The organism is Brevundimonas sp. P7753, from assembly GCF_013386595.1.
In the GTDB taxonomy this organism is placed as follows: domain Bacteria; phylum Pseudomonadota; class Alphaproteobacteria; order Caulobacterales; family Caulobacteraceae; genus Brevundimonas; species Brevundimonas bullata.
This window is the reverse complement of sequence record NZ_JACARP010000018.1, coordinates 34904-50546: the sequence shown is the minus strand read 5'-3', so window position 1 is coordinate 50546 and position 15643 is coordinate 34904. Positions and strand designations below refer to the sequence as shown.

The following is a 15643-nucleotide window of genomic DNA, read 5'->3' as shown; positions in this document are numbered from 1 at the left end:
CCCGATCCGGGAGGCAGTAGGGCCAAGCGGAGCCCGGATGGCAAGAGGGCGGCGACAGGTCTCCCCGCCGCTGCCCTCCGATGCGATCCGCCCTTGAGGCTTAGAAGCGCTTCGACAGCTCCACGCCGTACATGCGCGGCTCGTTGACGAAGGCCGTCAGGTTGGTGAAGTCGATAGCGCCGAGGATGTTGGCCTCGTCCGTGATGTTGCGGACATAGGCGGCGGCTTCGAGGCCACGGCCCAGGTCGCGCCAGCCCGCGCGCAGACCGCCCTCGAACTGCGTGTCCTGACGGAACTCGACCGCTTCATAGAGGAAGAGGTTGAAGTCCTGGCGCAGGACCCAGTCGGTCGAGGCGAACAACTCCTGATCGTCGCCGATCGGGCGGACGTAGTTCAGCGTCAGATTGGCGGTGTATTCCGGCGCCTGGGGGAAGGGGTTGCCGTTGATGTTGGCGAGGACCTTGCTCGGGGTCCCCACCGTCACCGTCGGATCGGTGATGGTGCAGGGCGCGCCGCAGGTGCCGACGAACAGGTCCGCGTCCTTGATCTCGGTGTGGTTCCAGGCGAAGCCGCCGGCCAGGCTGAAGCCGGCGCCGAGATAGACGTCGCCGTCGATTTCAACGCCGTAACCCTCGCCCTTGTCGGCGTTGATCAGCTGGTTGAAGTTGCCGGCGCCGCCGATGGCGGTGAGTTGCAGGTCCGAGACCTCGTAGAAGTAGGCCGTGGCGTTCAGACGGGCGCGGCCGTTCCACAGACGGGCCTTGAAGCCGGTCTCATAGGACATGACGGTCTCAGAGTCGGCGGTGGTCACGACGTTGGACATGGCGATGCGCCCCTGGATCGACGGACCGCGATAGCCGCTGGCCACGCGGGCGAACAGGTTGAGGCTGTCGTTGACCTCGTACAGGGCGCTGACATCCCAGCTGACCTGCTCGTCGCCGACGGACTCGGTCACATCCAGCGGGGCGCCGAGAATGCGCTGGCCGCGGAAGTCGCGGCTGTCGTCGGTGTAGCGCACGCCCGCCGTCAGCTTCAGGGCCTCGGTGACCTGATAGTTCCCCTGACCGAAGATCGACCAGGAATCCGACTTCTGCACGATATCAGTGATGATGGTCGGCATGATGCCGCCTGTGCCGTTGAAATTGGCCGAAACCAGGTTGAAGCGCTCGTCCCAGTAGAAGGCGCCGACCTGCCAGCCGAACGGGCCGTCGCCGTTCGACGACAGGCGCAGTTCATAGGTGTTCTGGATCAGGTCGCTGGAGAGGGTGCCGGTCTCCGACGGGAAGATCATCGGACCGCTGTTGACCGGATCGTTCCAAACGCCGCCGTCGATGTCGCCGTTGCCGGCCGAGGAGCCCTGATAGGAGCCGACCACGCCGGTCAGGGTGGCGGGGCCGAAGTCGTAGGCGACCTGCAGCGACTGCGAGGTGGTCTGCTGCTTCTGATAGTTGTTGCGACCGCCGTCATAATAGACCGTGTCGCGGTCGAAGCGGTCGTTCAACTCGTTGGAGCCCTTGGACAGGACGTTGGCGCGGTTCATCGTGCCCGTGCCTTCGTAGTCGCGGGCCTGCAGGGTCAGCAGGGTCGACAGGCGTTCGGTCGGGGTCCAGGCGACGTGGACGCGGCCGGCGAAGTCATCGAAGTTGCCGAGGTCCTTGCCGTCCTTCTTGGCGAAGGGGGCGTCATAGGCGTTGTTGACCCAGTCGTCGCGGTGGTTCCACAGGCCGGCGACGCGCACCGACAGGGTGTCCGAGGCGGGCAGGGTCACGCCGACTTCGGCGCGGGTCGAGCCATAGTTGCCATAGGCCAGCGAGCCGAAGCCGGTGAAGTCGTCGCCGGGCTTGACGGTGTCGATCTTGACCACGCCTGCCGGGGTGTTGCGGCCAAACAGGGTGCCTTGCGGACCGCGCAGAACCTCGACCTGCTTCACGTCGAACAGGGGGAAGCCCTTCAGGTAGACGTTCTCCAGCACCACGTCGTCGAGCACGACCGAAACCGGCTGCGAGGCGTTGAAGTCGAAGTCCACGTTGCCGAGGCCGCGAATGTAGAAGCGCGGGGCGTAACGGCCGTTCGAGCTCTCGACCTGCAGGCTGGGGACGCGGCCGGACAGTTGCAGGATGTCGCCGCCGCCCGAGGAGAGGGTGTTCAGGGCTTCGGTGTTCATGGCCGTGACGGCGAAGGGCACTTCGCGGATGTTCTCGCTGCGACGCTGGGCCGTGACGACGATCTCGTCGATGGCGACGGCCTGTTCGGCGGGGGCGGCGGTTTGCGCCATGGCCGGGGCGGCGATGAGCAGGGCGAGACCGCTGGCGGAGGCGGCGAGGGCGGAGAGGCGAGGGGACATGGGGGGAGGGTCCTCGTTGAAACTGGCCGAGGGCCTAGGTTCACGGCGACGCTTTTTCCAGTCAGGAGAACGGATGTTCGATGAAGCTTTCGCGACAGGAACACGCTGCCCAAAAACCTGACGGTTTGAAGGACCTCGGGGCGCTTGCGGCATTGTGCAGGGCCATGTCCCATGCCAAACGGCAGGGCTGCGCCGCCTTTGGCGAGGACCCTCTCGACGCGCCGGGCGCGGCCTGACAGGGACCTGCGTATGTCGACCTCCAACCTTGATCGTCGCCGTCTGTTTCAGCTGATGGCCGTCGCCGCTGCGGCGCCGGGCCTGGGGGCGCTGGCGCCGGCGACTGGACCGCGGGTCTTGGGCCGGGTTCTGGCCATGTCGGACCTGCATTCGGCCTATGAGCGGACGGGCCAGCTGCTGGCGGCGTTGGAGGCCGAGGTCGAGGGCTCTGACGCGCCGCACCTGATCGCCATCGACGGCGACATCTTCGAGCATGGCAATGTCGTCTCGGTGCGATCCAGCGGGGCCATAGACTGGGCCTTCCTGGGCGAGTTGCCGAAGCTGGCGCCCACGGTGGTCAACCTGGGCAACCACGACAACGACCTGACGCCGGACCTGCATGAGGTGGTGGCGCGGATGCGGTCGCTGGGGATCGTCGTCGTCAGCAACATCATCGACGCCCGCACGGGCCAGCCCTACGCCGAGGCCGCCGTGACCGTGCCTCTGGGCCAGCGGTCGCTGCGGATCGTCGGGGCGGGAACGGATTCGCTGAACACCTATCCCAAGACCAGCCGCGACTGGCTGTCGATCCCCGAGCCGGGCGACTGGGCGAAAGCAAATCTGACCCGCCTGCTGGACGGCGCCGATCTGAGGCTGGTGATGAGCCATGCGGGGGTGGCTGGTGATCGCGATATTCTGCCTCTGCTGCCCGACGGCGCCCTGATGATCGGCGGGCACAACCACCTGATGTTCCAGCACGAACAGGGCCGCAGCGCCTATGCCCACACCGGGTCGTGGAGCAACGCCTATACGACAGCGACCCTGTTCGAGGACGGACGGATCGACGTCGTCTCGACGGCGGTGGACCGAGACGCCGCCCCGTCGCCGCGCCTCGCCGACCTGATCGCCACGACCCTGGCCACGCACCTGACCGCCGAAGAGAAGAGGGTGCTGGGCGTCAGCCCGCGCGCGCTGACCCTGGGCGAAACTGGCCGCGCCGTCGCCGCCGCCATGGCCGCTGCGGCGGGCGTGGAGGCGGGCTTCATCGGGCATACGACGCTGGGGACCGGCCTGCCTGCGGGGCCAGTGACGCGCTATGATTTCGACGCCGTGGTGCGCTTCGACGGCAAGCTGATGGTCGCCGAGGTTCCGGTCGCGCGGCTGGCGGACCTGATGGCGCGGGCCAATCAGGACCGGCCCATGCCGCTGGCCGAGCGCAGCGGCGACTTTGTCTATGGAGCGGCAGGGGACGTGGCGAGCCGGGCAACCGTGCGTCTGGTCACGACCGACTGGTGCGCGATGAACCAGGGCGAGTATTTCGGCGTGACCGATCTGGTCTTCAGCCCGGTTCCAGGCGTCGGGGTCAAGGCGGCGGCGGTTTCGGGGCTTTTGAGGGCTTAGGCCGCGCGACGCAGGGCCGAGGGCGCCTTCACATAGAGACCCTTGCGACCGGCGACCGGACGGAAGGCGACGCTGTCGCCCTCGGGCCGTTCATCGACGCCGAGGAAGAGGCAGCCGTCATCCACCAGTCGGCGCTCCAATTGGTCCAGCACGCGGGCGCGGTGCGCCGGTTCCAGATCGCTGAGAAGGTTGCGGCAGAAGATGACATCGAACGGGCGGTCGTCGGCGGGTTCGTCCAGCAGGTTGGCGCGCTCGAACCTGACCGTGCTGCGCAGCTCGGGACGGGCGCGCCAGTGATCCTCGACCTGCTCGAACCAGCGCAGCATGGTCCGGGCCGACAGGCCGCGCTGAATTTCAAACGAGGTGTAGAGGCCGGAGTGGGCCTTTTCGATCGCCTGCCGCGACAGGTCTGTGGCGACGATCTCCACGTCGGCGCTGTTCTCCAGCGCGGCGATGGCCAGGGAATAGGCTTCCTGGCCGGTGGAGACGCCGGCGGACCACAGGCGCACCTTGCCGCCGGGACGCGCCGCCGTCAGGGCGGGCATCAGTTCGCGGGAAAAGACGTCGAACACCGCGCGGTCGCGGCGGAACCAGGTCTCGCCGTTCAGCAGCGCTTCGATCACCGCCCAGCCCAGCGAGGCGATCGGCTTGTTCCACAGCGTCGCCAGCATGGCCTCGACGTTGTGATAGCCCTCGCGGCGCGCCACCGGCCCGAGGCGGTGCTCAGCCAGATGCATCCGGTCGCGGGTCAGCCGGAAGCCGGCGCGTGTGGCCAGCAGGGTCTGAAGGCGATCGAAGTCCTCGGGGGTCATGACGGCGACTGAATAGCTCCCACTTCGGCGAATTTGGAATGCAGGATCTCGCCGTCGAACGGCTTCATAACATAGTCGTCGGCTCCTGCGGACAGGGCTTCGGCGATGCGGTCGGCGCGAGTCTCGACCGAACAGAACAGGACCTTGGGGGCGCGGCCCCCCGGCAGGTCGCGCAGGCGACGCAGGAAGCTCAGCCCGTCCATGACCGGCATCTGCCAGTCCAGCAGCACCACATGGGGCATGGCGCCCATGCAGTAGGTCAGGGCTTCGACGCCGTCGGCGGCTTCATCGACCTCGAAGCCCAGGCCTTCAACGATGCGGCGCGCGACCTTGCGGATGATCCGGCTGTCATCGACGATCAAGCAGGTCTGGGGGTGCAAGGGCTTTATCTCGTTTGGCGCGAAATGACGTCAGGCTTCGCGTCATGATCGTTCAGGGGCGTTAACAGACGATGGCGGGCGGAGACCTTATGCGGGCGTGCGCGCGATCAGGCCGACGCGGCCCTCTTCGCAGGCCAGATCCAGACGCCCGCCCGCCTCGTCGACCGCCAGCCACAGCCAGTAGGGCTGTATCCACTGGCCAGCCAGACCCTCGGTCAGGCGCTCGCCCTTCAGTCCGGTCAGGGCCTCGGGCTTGAGCCGGGCGCGGGCGCCCTCGGCCGAGCCGACCAGCAGCAGGCGGCCGTCCTCGCGCCGAGCGGTGATGGTGGCGACGCCCCCGGTCGGCAGGGCGCCCAGGGTCATCCAGGCCAGGTTGATCAGGATGCGGGCCTCGGGCTTGGTGAAGGTCTCGGCGTCGTTGATGCGCCAGTCCAGGGTCGCGCGGCCGCCCTCGGACAGGTTGGCGACCAGGCCGCGCAACTCGGCCGAGACGAACTGCTCGCTGGTGGTGGCGGCGCCGAAGGCGACACGGGCGAAATGGACGTGGGCGACCATCTTCCGGGCGCTCTGGCGGATCAGGCTCATGGCGTCGTCGCGCATGTCCTGGGCGGTGGGGTCTTCCAGCAGGTCCAGGCCGGACATGATGGCGCCCGCCGGGCTAATGAAGTCGTGGCACAGCTTGCCGGCGATGAAGGCGGCCAGCTCGGCCCTCGCTGCGGGCAGGTCGGCGGCAGCCGGTTCGGCTGCGGTCGGTTGTGCGGAGAAATCGGAAAGGGTCATCGCTCGGACGGTCTGCAATCAGGAATGGTTAAGGCTGACCTGATTTGCCGGTTCTTGAAACCGGGCGCATGGGCTATCGAAGCGGAGACATGACGCACGCTCTTGAGACCGACCTCGCTTCCGGCGCCCTCGCCGAGATCATCACCGACATCGCCGAGGAGGCTGCGCGTCTGATTTTGCCCTACTGGCGGGTCGGCACGGCGGTCGAGACCAAGTCCGACGCCAGCCCTGTGACTGAAGCGGACCGCGCCGCCGAGGCCCTGATCCTGCAACGGCTGAGCGAGCGCTGGCCGGGGGTGCAGACCGTGGCCGAAGAGGCCGTGGCCGCCGACGGCGCGCCGACCTCGGTGGGCGAGTGGTTCTGGCTGATCGACCCGCTGGACGGCACCAAGGGCTTTGTTCAGGGCCGCGAGAGCTTTACCGTCAATATCGCCCTGATCCGCGGCGACGCCCCCGTCGCGGGCGTGGTGACGGCCCCGGCGTCGAGCGTCAGCTGGGCCTCGACGGCTCCAGGCAAGGGCGCGGCGCGCCGCGTCTTCGGCGAGGCCTGGCGCCCGATCAAGGTCCGTCCGCATCCGGCCGAGGGCATCGCCCTGCTCAGCCACAGCATGACCGACGATGAGGCCGCCCGCCTGGCCGCGCGTCACGGCTGCAGCCAGTGGCAGGGTACGGACTCGTCGTTGAAATTCTGCCTGATCGCCGAGGGCCGCTTCGACGCCTATCCACGCACCGGCCCGACCAGCGAGTGGGACACGGCCGCGGGCCAGGCGGTGCTGGAGGCGGCGGGCGGTCGTGTTCTGGGCGCGGACGGCCAGCGGCTGACCTATGGCAAGCCGGCCTTCCTCAACGGTCCCTTCGTGGCGATGGGCGGCTAGGGCCTAGGCGACGGCTGAGCCGACGCGGGCCATTTCGATCTGGGCCGACAGGCCGGGCGGCAGGTCGCGCTCGGGCACGCCGGCCAGGGCCTCCATCCGTTCCGGGTTGATCGCCTGGACCATGACGCTGGCGATGGCCGGGTCGGTCAGGGTGAAGGCCAGGCAGATCTCTTCGGCCTTCCAGTTCGGCGTCTGATGCAGGAAGGCGAAGGAGCCGGCGTTGACCAGGCCCTGCTCGACCGGCTTCGCTCCGAAACCGAACAAGCCCTTCTTCTTGGGGGGCGCGCCCGCGCCTGCGGCCTTGCGCTCGGTCGACAGGCTTTCGGGGAAGTAGTCGTAGGTGAAGATGGCCATGTCGCGTTCGCGCGCGGCCCGCATTCGCGACCGGATGCGCCACTCCACATTGGCGTGGAAGGGCGTGTAGAGGACGTCGAAGGCCCCGGTCGAGACATAGACATCCATGACCGGAGAGTCGCCGGATACGCCCAGAAGCTTGATGTGACCGGCCTTGCGCAGGGCCTTGAGCGCGATCAGCGACGCCTGCGGCAGTTCGTCGTCGGCGGGTTCGTCCAGCACGGCCACGTCGAACCAGCCCAGACCCGAGGCATGCAGCGCCCGGTCGATCGAACTGCTGAGGCCGTCCGCCGAAAAGTCGCGGAAGCCCTTCCTGCGGTCGTCGCCGAGACCCAGGGTGACGCCGACGCAGACCAGCCGCCGCTCGACATGGCCCAGGGCCTCGCCGACGATCTCGGCCAGAACCGGGTCGGCGTTCTCGAGGTGATAGCTGTTCACCCCCGCCTCGAGCGCGGTGAAGATCAGTTCGCTGAGGGCGGTGCGGCCGCGCCCCAGGGCGTCGGGCCCCAGGCTAAGGGTCAGATTGGAAACCGCCGCGCCCGTGGCGCCGAACGGGCGATACCGCATGCTCAGCCGGCCTCGGCGGGGGCGGAAGTCTCCAGCGCCAAGGCGTGCAGTTCGCCGCCCATCTGGCCCTTCAGCGCGCCATAGACCAGCTGATGCTGGCGCACGCGCGGCAGGCCCTTGAAGGCGGTGGAGACGATGCGGGCGCGATAGTGGTCGCCGTCGCCGGCCAGATCCTCGATGGCGATGTCCGCATCGGGGAAGGCCTCGACCAGGTGGGCGCGCAGGACATCGGCGGACATGGGCATGAAGCTACTCTCGAAACCGGCGGATCGGATCTGAACTGTAAAACCTAGAGAGGTCTGCGCCGTCTGTCAGCCCGCAACCGCGCGCGGGCGTTCAAACAGGGTGACGGCCGAGCCCTTGTAGTCGGTCTCGGCATAGGGGCGGTAGCCGACCCGCTGGGCCAGCTTCACCGAGGGGGCGTTTTCGGGCGAGATCATGCAGACGGTGCGCGGCTCCAGCCGATAGGCGTCGGTCCAGGCCAGGGCGGTCTGAAGCGCCTCGTACGCCATGCCCAGGCCCTGGAAGGCAGGGGCGACGCCCCATCCCAGCTCGGGCGCATCGAAAGGCGGCGTCATCTCGCGGCGATAGTCCAGCACCCCGACGCTGCCGACATAGGCGCCGCTGCCGGTCTCGCGGATGGTCCAGTTGCCGTAGCCCTTGGCCTGCCAGTGTCCGAGGTCGCGCAGCAGTCGGAACCAGACCTCTTCCTCCGACAGACCGCGTCCCATGATGTGGCGGGTGAAGTCGGCGTCGGCCCACAGGCCGATCAGGTCGTCCATGTCGCTGACGGCGACGGGGGTCAGGGTCAGGCGGGCGGTGGTCAGAATGGTCACATCAAACCCAGTTGCTTGAAGCTGGCCACGCCTTCACGGCCGACGATGAGGTGGTCGTGGACCTGGAGGCTGAGCGCGCGCGCGGCCTCGATCACCTGCTTGGTCATGTCGATATCGGCGCGGCTGGGGGTCGGGTCGCCCGAGGGGTGGTTGTGGACGATGATCATGGCGCTGGCCGACAGCTCCAGCGCCCGGCGCACCACTTCGCGCGGATAGACGGGGGCGTGGTCGACCGTGCCCCGGTTCTGAATCTCGTCGAGGATCAGCTGGTTCTTCTTGTCGAGATAGAGGACGCGGAATTGCTCGCGCGGTTCGTGCTGAAGGCTGAGGCGGACATAGGCCAGGAGCGCCGTCCACGACGTGATGACGGTGCGCTTGTTCGCTTCTTCCTTGGTCACACGTCGCGAGACCTCGTGCAGGGCGACCAGGTCCAGGGCGGTCTCGGCGCCGACGCCCTTGGAGCGACCGCGCGAGTCCTCGGCGCGGACGGTCATCAGATCCTCGACCGAGGCCGCCAGGACGGCGGCCAGCGAGCCGAAGCGGGTCAGCAGGGCCTTGGCGATGGGTTTGACGTCGCCCTGCGGCTGGCTGCGGAACAGGAACAGCTCCAGCAGCTCATAGTCAGGCAGGTGGTGGATGCCGGCGCCGCGCGCGCGTTCACGCAGCCGCTCACGATGACCGGCGTGGTGCGGCCTGGCCTGCTTTGGAATTGCTCCCGTGACGCCGTCGGACACGATGCCCCCATCCGCTCATCCCCGCGGAGGCGGGGACCCAGTCCTGGGACCGGACGCTAACTTGTCCGGCGCAGGGATCAAGCGCTGGATTGCGGGGCCATAGCTCTGGGTCCCCGCCTCTGCGGGGATGGGCGGGGTCTAGAATTTCGGACGGAACAGGCCCTTCGGCGAGGCCGAGAAGATTTCCAGGCCGTCTTCCGTCACCCCGATGGTGTGCTCGCACTGGGCCGACAGGGACTTGTCGCGGGTCACGGCGGTCCAGCCGTCGGACAGCACCTTCACCGCCGGCTTGCCCAGGTTCACCATCGGCTCGACGGTGAAGAACATGCCCGGCTTCAGCACCGCGCCTTCGCCACGGCGGCCGTAGTGCAGGACGTTGGGGCTGTCGTGGAAGACCCGGCCGATGCCGTGGCCGCAGAAGTCGCGCACCACGCTCATGCGCTGGGCCTCGACGTATTTCTGGATGGCGAAGCCGATGTCGCCGAAGGTGTTGCCCGGCTTGACCTGGGCCAGCCCCAGCTCCAGCGAGTCATAGGTGACGTCGATCAGCTTTTTCGACCGGGCGTTGATCTCGCCGACCGGGAACATGCGGCTGGAATCGCCGTGCCAACCGTCGACGATGACCGTGTGGTCGATGTTGACGATGTCGCCTTCCTTCAGAACCTTGTCGCCGGGAATGCCGTGGCAGACGACATGGTTGATCGAGGTGCAGATCGTCTTGGTGTAGCCCTTGTAGCCGAGGCAGGCGGGGACGCCGCCGCGCGCCAGGGTGAAGTCGCGCACCAGATCGTCCAGTTCGCCGGTGGTGACGCCGGGCTTCACGTGCTCGCCGATCATGTCCAATGCTTCGGCGACCAGGCGACCGGCCTTGCGCATGCCCTCGAAGGCGTCCGCGTCGTGAATGCGGATTTCGTGGCTGCGGACGAAGGCGTCGTTATCCAGGTCGGGGGTCTCGTACATGATCTGCTTTCGGGCGCGCCGCGAAGACTGGGGGGAGCGGCTGTGTGCTGGGCTTGGGATGTCAGATGGCCAACCTAGCACAAAACCTCAACCCCGTCAGGCGGCGCCGATGACGCGGCGCGGCGCGCTCCCTATGTGGGGGGCATGAACGCTCAAGCTGCTCCGACCGCCGCTGTCCTGATCATCGGCGACGAAATTCTGTCCGGCCGGACCAAGGACACGAACCTGAACACCATCGCGCGCTTTCTGGCGGCCCTGGGGATCGACCTGATGGAGGCGCGCACCGTCGGCGACCGTCAGGATCAGATCGTCGGGGCGCTGAACGCCCTGCGCGCGACCTGCGACTATGTCTTCACGACGGGCGGCATCGGCCCGACCCACGACGACATCACCGCCGACGCCGTGGGCGCGGCCTTCGGCTTGGCGGTGGCCGAGCACCCCGAGGCCCTGGCTATCCTGGAGCGGCGTTACGGGCCGGGCGAGTTCAACGCGGCGCGGCGGCGGATGGCGCGCATTCCCGAGGGCGGCAGCCTGATCGCCAATCCGGTGACGGACGCGCCCGGCTTCCAGGTCGGCAATGTCTTCGTCATGGCCGGCGTGCCCAAGATCATGGAGGCCATGTTGCAGGACGTGGCGCCGCGCCTGCGCACCGGGGCGGTGGTCCATGCCCGGACGATCCGCGTCCTCGGCGTCGGCGAGGGCGCGATCGCCGAGGTTCTGCGGGCCGCCGCAGACGCGCGTCGCGACCTGTCCTTCGGCAGCTATCCGTTCGGTTTCGGCGGCGAGGGGGCGGTCGGGACCCAGCTGGTGATCCGTGGTCGTGACGAGGCCAAAGTTGACCTTGCGGAACACGATCCTTGCCGAGAACTGCGTTCTTTGGGTATTGATATTGCCGTAACGTAAGATCACCAAGGTGTGAAATTGTGCGACTTCCCCGCCACGGTTTCGCCGATTTGCGGTCCGACAGGGGCCTTGGAGGCAACGCTTTCGCGACACTGTCGCTGTGACTGCTAGCGTCGCCTTCCTCCCCGAACAACGACCCGTCGCATCAGTAAGGACGGGCGGACTGACATAGGTGAAACCGAATGACTCCCAGGAACATGGCCCGCCTCAGCGGCCTCGCTGTCCTCATGGCCTCCGTGGCCGCGCCGGCCTTCGCCGGCTCCTTCTATCTGCAAGAACAATCGGTGCGCGGCGCCGGTCGCGCCTTCTCGGGCGAAGCGGCGGATCGCGGCGTCGGCTCGATGTGGTGGAACCCCGCCGCCATCGCCCGCAGCGGCCGTGAAGTCTCGGTCGGGATGCACGGCATCAAGATCGATTCCGAGGTCAAGAACAACGGCTCCTACGTCACCTATCCGGGCGGCGCCAATGCGCCGGTGACCAATCCGCGCAACACCAATGTCGATCCGATCGAAAGCGGCCTGGTGCCCAACTTCGCCTTCGCCACCCCGGTCGGCGACCGCTTCGCCGTCGGCGTTTCGGTGGCCGCGCCCTACAACTTCACGACCAAGTACGAGCAGGCCTCCTTCACCCGCTACGACGCCCTGACCTCGGAATTGCGCTCGGCCAACGCCGGCCTGACCGTCGCCTATCAGGTCAACGACTGGCTGGACATCGGCGCGGGCCTGGACGCCCAGTACGTCAAGGCCAAGCTGACCTCGGCCCTGCCCAACCTGTCGCCCCTGCTGCCGGACGGCTCCAACACCCTGGAAGGCGACGGTTGGGACTATGGCTGGAACGTCGGCGCTCAGGTGCACAAGGGACCGTGGGATTTCGGCCTGAGCTACCGCTCCAAGATCGAGCATGAGCTGGAAGGCGACATCGCCATTTCGGGTCTGCTGGGTCCGCTGGCCGGCAGCAATGTCGCCACCGCCGGCAAGGCCAGCTTCAACACGCCCTGGTTCGCCTCGGCCTCGGTGCGCTATGCGGTCAACGACAAGCTGACGCTGAACGCCCAGGTCAACCGCATCGGCTGGAGCGAGTTCCAGGCCATCGACGTCGAGTACGCCGGCGGCGGCGACTCGATCCATCAGAACTACAAGGACGTGACCACGGGCGCGATCGGCCTGGATTACGCCCTCAGCGACAAGACCACTCTGCGCGCCGGCGTCGGCTATGATCCGACCCCGACCCGCGACAGCCTGCGCACGGCCCGCATCCCCGACGCCGACCGCCTGCTGTTCTCGGTCGGCGGCTCGACCGAGGTGACGCCGGGCGTGACCTTCGACGCCGGTCTGACCTACATCGCCTTCAGCGACAGCGACATCTTCGACGACCGCACCTTCTACGGCGGCACGCCGGCGGCCACGACCTCGCACCTGCGCGGTACGGCCGAGGGCTCGGCCCTGGTCGCCTCGCTGGGGGCGCGCTGGGCCTTCTGATCCCGGCGACAGCCTGACCGGAATGCGGCGGCTCCCTTGCGGGGGCCGCCGTTTTTCATGGGCGGGATTGCACGGCGCCGCGAAAAAAACAGTGCAATTGGTGCAATGGGCGGCGGGTGAGGGAGCGCCGGTTTTGGGGGCAAGGTCTGTGCGGCGGGGCGTCTGGGCGGTCATGCGCCAAGTCTAGGCGAAGGGCGAGGTAGGGCTGGCGAAAGGGCGTGAAACGACCCTAGGGCGTTGTTTTTCCAGACAGGGCAGTGCGCGGTGTGGAGGGGATGGCGGGTCTTTCCTCCCTGTCGGCGGAGCCGATGGGGAGGTGGCGCGGACGCGATAGCGGCCGTGACGGAGGGGGCGACTCGACGGCTGACGTCTGCGCCGCCCCCTCCACCGCTACGCGGTCCCCCTCCCCACAAGTGGGGAGGAAAGGGCTGCCGAAATGAAAAACGCCGGGCTCTCATGGAGAGCCCGGCGTTTCTGGCATGTCGATGATCCGGGGGATCAGCCCTGGGCGCTGTAGCCCTTGCCGCCGTTCGACGGGCGGCGGCTGCGGCGCTTCAGTTCGCCGACGGCCTTGGGTTCGGCGGCAGGAGCCGAGCGCGGCGAGGACTTGGGACGTTCGCCGGCCATGGGGTCATAGGCGGCGACCGGACGTTCGACGTGGGCGCGACCCTGAGCGGGCTTGCGCAGGCGGTGCGGCTGACCGCCGCCCTCCGGCTTGACGCCGTCGCGACGCGGGTTGCGGTTGCGGCCTTCGCCGCCGCCGCGTCCGCCACGTCCGCCGCGCTCTTCACGGTCGGGCAGGGTGGCCTTGGAGTTGACGCCGGCGGCCATGATCGAGGCGTCGAGCATGCCCAGGGCCTTGTCGTTACGACGGTCGATGGCCGGGATCTTCTGGCGCGTGACCTTTTCGATGTCCTTGAGCAGCTTCATCTCGTCGCCGGCGACGAAGCTGATGGCGGTGCCTTCAGCGCCCGCGCGGGCCGTACGGCCGATGCGGTGGACATAGGCTTCCGGCACGAAGGGCAGTTCGAAGTTCACGACGTGCGTGACCTTGTCCACGTCGATGCCGCGCGCGGCGATGTCGGTGGCGACCAGGACGCGCAGCTTGCCTTGCTTGAAGGCTTCCAGGGCGCGTTCGCGTTGCGACTGGCTCTTGTTGCCGTGGATGGCGCCGGCTTCGACGCCGCCGGCTTCCAGATAGGCCGCGACCTTGTCGGCGCCGTGCTTGGTCTTGGTGAAGACCAGGCAGCGCGTATAGGCGGCGTCAGAGAAGAGCTCGGTGAGCAGGGCGCGCTTGCGGCCTTGTTCGATGTGGACGACCGACTGCTTGATGCGTTCGACCGTGGTGGCCTGGGGCGTGACCTGGACCTTGACCGGGTCCTTCAGCAGCTCGCCGGCCAGCTTGCCGATCTCCGACGGCATGGTGGCCGAGAAGAAGAGGTTCTGACGCTTGGCCGGGATGCGGCTGACGATCTGACGGATGGGCTTGATGAAGCCCAGGTCCAGCATCTGGTCGGCTTCGTCGAGGACGAAGATTTCCGTCGAGCTGAGGTCCAGCGTCTTTTGCTGCAGGTGGTCCAGCAGGCGGCCGGGGGCGGCGACCAGGATGTCCAGGCCCTGTTGCAGGGCGCGTTCCTGCGGGCCGTACTTGACGCCGCCGAAGATGACGGCGACGCGGAAGCCCAGGTGCTGGCCGTACTGCTTGAAGCTGTCGGCGATCTGGCTGGCCAGTTCACGCGTGGGCGACAGGATCAGGCAGCGCGTGGTGCGCGGCTTGGGCGCGATGCGGTTCTCGGCCAGGCGATGCAGGATCGGCAGGGCGAAGGCGGCGGTCTTGCCGGTGCCGGTCTGGGCGATGCCCAGCAGGTCCTTGCCCAGCATGACGTCGGGGATGGCCTTGGCCTGGATCGGCGTCGGCGTCGTATAGCCGGTGGCGTCCAGCGCCTGGAGGAGGGCCTTGTTCAGGCCCATGGATTCAAAAGTGATATTGCTCACGGAACGTCTTTCGCTGTCGACGAAGCGTGTCCCCGCGTGCGTCGGGTCGAGAAGGCGGAGCCTTCTGATCGCACGCAACAAGAGTGAGACGCTCCGCCAATCCCGATAGAGCTTCGGAATGAAGCCGTCGGGGTGGATCGGGGCGCCGCCCCGCGTGTCCGGACGACGTAATGACTCTGAGGTCTTGCCGGCTGCGTCTGCAATCAGGTCTTCGCAGAGGAAGACCCACACGCGTTGCAGGAAGCCGGCCGCCGCATGGTGCGACGCAGCGCAGATGGGCCTCAATAACGGCCAAGTCAAGGCGAAGAGCGTAAATGCTAGAGCAGGTTGACCGCCATATTGACCGCCAGGGCCAGGATCACGGTGTTGAACAGGAAGGCCACCAGGCTGTGCAGGGTGGCGATGCGGCGCAGTTTCTGACTGCTGATCTGGATGTCGGCGGTCTGGTTGGCGACGCCGATGATCAGGGCGAAGTGCAGAAAGTCCCAGTAGTCGGCGTCATCCTCGCCGGGAAAGATCAGGCCCTGTCGATCGCCTTTTCCTGTGTCGGCGGGGGCGTAGAATTCGTGGGCGTAGTGCAGGGTGAAGATGACGTGCACGAACAGCCAGGACAGGGCGATGACGGCGATGGAGAAGAGGGCCGAAGCCGCTGACGGCTGGCCGCCGCCCGCGGCCTCCATGACGATGATGAAGACGCTGGCCGCCGCCGCCAGCAGGCTGAGCGGCAGGACCGCGCAGCCGGCCTGATCCATTTCGGCGGCGCGCTTGCGAATGGCCTCGACCGAGCGGGAGCGGAACAGGCGGGCGAAGGTCAGCGCCAGGAAGGCGACAGCGCCGCCGCCCCATCCCGCCGCGATCCGCGTCGGCCAGTCCCAGTCGTCCGGGGTCAGGGCGAAGACCACGATCAGGACCGCCAGCCCTAGCCACAGGGCGATATGCAGGCGGAACAGGCGGGTGATCCAGCTCATGGGGCGGATGATGGCGCGGTTCTGCGGGCGGGGCCAGAGT

General features: G+C 67.6%; 15 protein-coding genes. 4 read left to right on the top strand and 11 right to left on the bottom strand.

The genetic code is table 11. The features are described 5' to 3' along the window. Nucleotides 1-100: 100 nt before the first annotated feature. Complete coding sequence (locus HX774_RS04185) at nucleotides 101-2344, bottom strand: TonB-dependent receptor (RefSeq protein ID WP_178824485.1); 2244 nt, start codon at nucleotides 2342-2344, stop codon at nucleotides 101-103. A gap of 249 nt (nucleotides 2345-2593) precedes the next feature. On the opposite strand from HX774_RS04185, the gene HX774_RS04180 reads away from it, so the two are divergent. Next, entirely contained in the window at nucleotides 2594-3961 is a 1368-nt protein-coding gene (locus HX774_RS04180; RefSeq protein WP_178824483.1) for a metallophosphoesterase, read from the top strand. Here the strand turns inward: HX774_RS04180 and HX774_RS04175 are convergent. From HX774_RS04175 to chpT, 3 genes are all read right to left on the bottom strand, one after another. Then, nucleotides 3958-4773, bottom strand: coding sequence for a protein-glutamate O-methyltransferase CheR (locus HX774_RS04175; RefSeq protein ID WP_178824481.1), 816 nt, complete (start codon nucleotides 4771-4773; stop codon nucleotides 3958-3960). The two genes, HX774_RS04180 and HX774_RS04175, sit on opposite strands and share 4 nt — an antisense overlap. Next, nucleotides 4770-5153: a response regulator gene (locus HX774_RS04170; RefSeq protein WP_178824479.1), complete on the bottom strand. Its 384-nt coding sequence runs from the start codon at nucleotides 5151-5153 to the stop codon at nucleotides 4770-4772. The genes HX774_RS04175 and HX774_RS04170 overlap by 4 nt, the downstream gene beginning before the upstream one ends. 87 nt (nucleotides 5154-5240) lie before the next feature. After that, nucleotides 5241-5933 (bottom strand): histidine phosphotransferase ChpT, encoded by a 693-nt coding sequence (gene chpT, locus HX774_RS04165; RefSeq protein ID WP_178824477.1) that lies wholly within the window; start codon nucleotides 5931-5933, stop codon nucleotides 5241-5243. A gap of 89 nt (nucleotides 5934-6022) precedes the next feature. Between chpT and cysQ the strand changes: the two genes are divergently transcribed. Further along, entirely contained in the window at nucleotides 6023-6808 is a 786-nt protein-coding gene (gene cysQ / locus HX774_RS04160) for a 3'(2'),5'-bisphosphate nucleotidase CysQ (protein WP_178824475.1), read from the top strand. A 3-nt stretch (nucleotides 6809-6811) separates the two neighbouring features. Here cysQ and HX774_RS04155 read toward each other — a convergent pair whose 3' ends face one another. The 5 genes from HX774_RS04155 to map form a co-directional block, all read right to left on the bottom strand. Next, complete coding sequence (locus HX774_RS04155; protein ID WP_178824473.1) at nucleotides 6812-7729, bottom strand: aldo/keto reductase; 918 nt, start codon at nucleotides 7727-7729, stop codon at nucleotides 6812-6814. A gap of 2 nt (nucleotides 7730-7731) precedes the next feature. After that, entirely contained in the window at nucleotides 7732-7974 is a 243-nt protein-coding gene (locus HX774_RS04150) for a BolA/IbaG family iron-sulfur metabolism protein (protein ID WP_114818382.1), read from the bottom strand. A 66-nt stretch (nucleotides 7975-8040) separates the two neighbouring features. Continuing rightward, the gene (locus HX774_RS04145) at nucleotides 8041-8565 is read right to left on the bottom strand and encodes a GNAT family N-acetyltransferase (RefSeq protein WP_178824471.1); all 525 of its coding nucleotides are present in this window, start codon (nucleotides 8563-8565) and stop codon (nucleotides 8041-8043) included. Continuing rightward, the gene (radC, locus tag HX774_RS04140; protein ID WP_178824469.1) at nucleotides 8562-9299 is read right to left on the bottom strand and encodes a DNA repair protein RadC; all 738 of its coding nucleotides are present in this window, start codon (nucleotides 9297-9299) and stop codon (nucleotides 8562-8564) included. The genes HX774_RS04145 and radC overlap by 4 nt, the downstream gene beginning before the upstream one ends. 138 nt (nucleotides 9300-9437) lie before the next feature. After that, a complete protein-coding gene (gene map, locus HX774_RS04135) occupies nucleotides 9438-10259 on the bottom strand; it encodes a type I methionyl aminopeptidase (protein ID WP_178824467.1) in 822 nt (273 codons plus the stop codon). Nucleotides 10260-10403: 144 nt separating this feature from the next. Between map and HX774_RS04130 the strand changes: the two genes are divergently transcribed. Beyond that, a complete protein-coding gene (locus tag HX774_RS04130; RefSeq protein WP_178824465.1) occupies nucleotides 10404-11162 on the top strand; it encodes a molybdopterin-binding protein in 759 nt (252 codons plus the stop codon). Between the two features lie 197 nt (nucleotides 11163-11359). Next, entirely contained in the window at nucleotides 11360-12640 is a 1281-nt protein-coding gene (locus HX774_RS04125) for an OmpP1/FadL family transporter (protein ID WP_255500015.1), read from the top strand. Between the two features lie 498 nt (nucleotides 12641-13138). Here the strand turns inward: HX774_RS04125 and HX774_RS04120 are convergent, their stop codons facing one another. Beyond that, nucleotides 13139-14611, bottom strand: coding sequence for a DEAD/DEAH box helicase (locus tag HX774_RS04120; RefSeq protein WP_178824525.1), 1473 nt, complete (start codon nucleotides 14609-14611; stop codon nucleotides 13139-13141). A gap of 341 nt (nucleotides 14612-14952) precedes the next feature. Beyond that, on the bottom strand, nucleotides 14953-15603 hold the full coding sequence (locus HX774_RS04115; RefSeq protein WP_178824461.1) for a DUF1345 domain-containing protein: 651 nt from the start codon (nucleotides 15601-15603) through the stop codon (nucleotides 14953-14955). Nucleotides 15604-15643: the final 40 nt, after the last annotated feature.

Excerpts from the sequence above, each read along its gene's own strand:
- HX774_RS04185 (WP_178824485.1), bottom strand. The coding sequence starts at position 2,344 with ATGTCCCCTCGCCTCTCCGCCCTCGCCGCCTCCGCCAGCGGTCTCGCC.
- HX774_RS04180 (WP_178824483.1), top strand. The coding sequence starts at position 2,594 with ATGTCGACCTCCAACCTTGATCGTCGCCGTCTGTTTCAGCTGATGGCC.
- HX774_RS04175 (WP_178824481.1), bottom strand. The coding sequence starts at position 4,773 with ATGACCCCCGAGGACTTCGATCGCCTTCAGACCCTGCTGGCCACACGC.
- chpT (WP_178824477.1), bottom strand. The coding sequence starts at position 5,933 with ATGACCCTTTCCGATTTCTCCGCACAACCGACCGCAGCCGAACCGGCT.
- cysQ (WP_178824475.1), top strand. The coding sequence starts at position 6,023 with ATGACGCACGCTCTTGAGACCGACCTCGCTTCCGGCGCCCTCGCCGAG.
- HX774_RS04155 (WP_178824473.1), bottom strand. The coding sequence starts at position 7,729 with ATGCGGTATCGCCCGTTCGGCGCCACGGGCGCGGCGGTTTCCAATCTG.
- HX774_RS04150 (WP_114818382.1), bottom strand. The coding sequence starts at position 7,974 with ATGCCCATGTCCGCCGATGTCCTGCGCGCCCACCTGGTCGAGGCCTTC.
- map (WP_178824467.1), bottom strand. The coding sequence starts at position 10,259 with ATGTACGAGACCCCCGACCTGGATAACGACGCCTTCGTCCGCAGCCAC.
- HX774_RS04130 (WP_178824465.1), top strand. The coding sequence starts at position 10,404 with ATGAACGCTCAAGCTGCTCCGACCGCCGCTGTCCTGATCATCGGCGAC.
- HX774_RS04125 (WP_255500015.1), top strand. The coding sequence starts at position 11,360 with ATGGCCCGCCTCAGCGGCCTCGCTGTCCTCATGGCCTCCGTGGCCGCG.
- HX774_RS04120 (WP_178824525.1), bottom strand. The coding sequence starts at position 14,611 with ATGGGCCTGAACAAGGCCCTCCTCCAGGCGCTGGACGCCACCGGCTAT.
- HX774_RS04115 (WP_178824461.1), bottom strand. The coding sequence starts at position 15,603 with ATGAGCTGGATCACCCGCCTGTTCCGCCTGCATATCGCCCTGTGGCTA.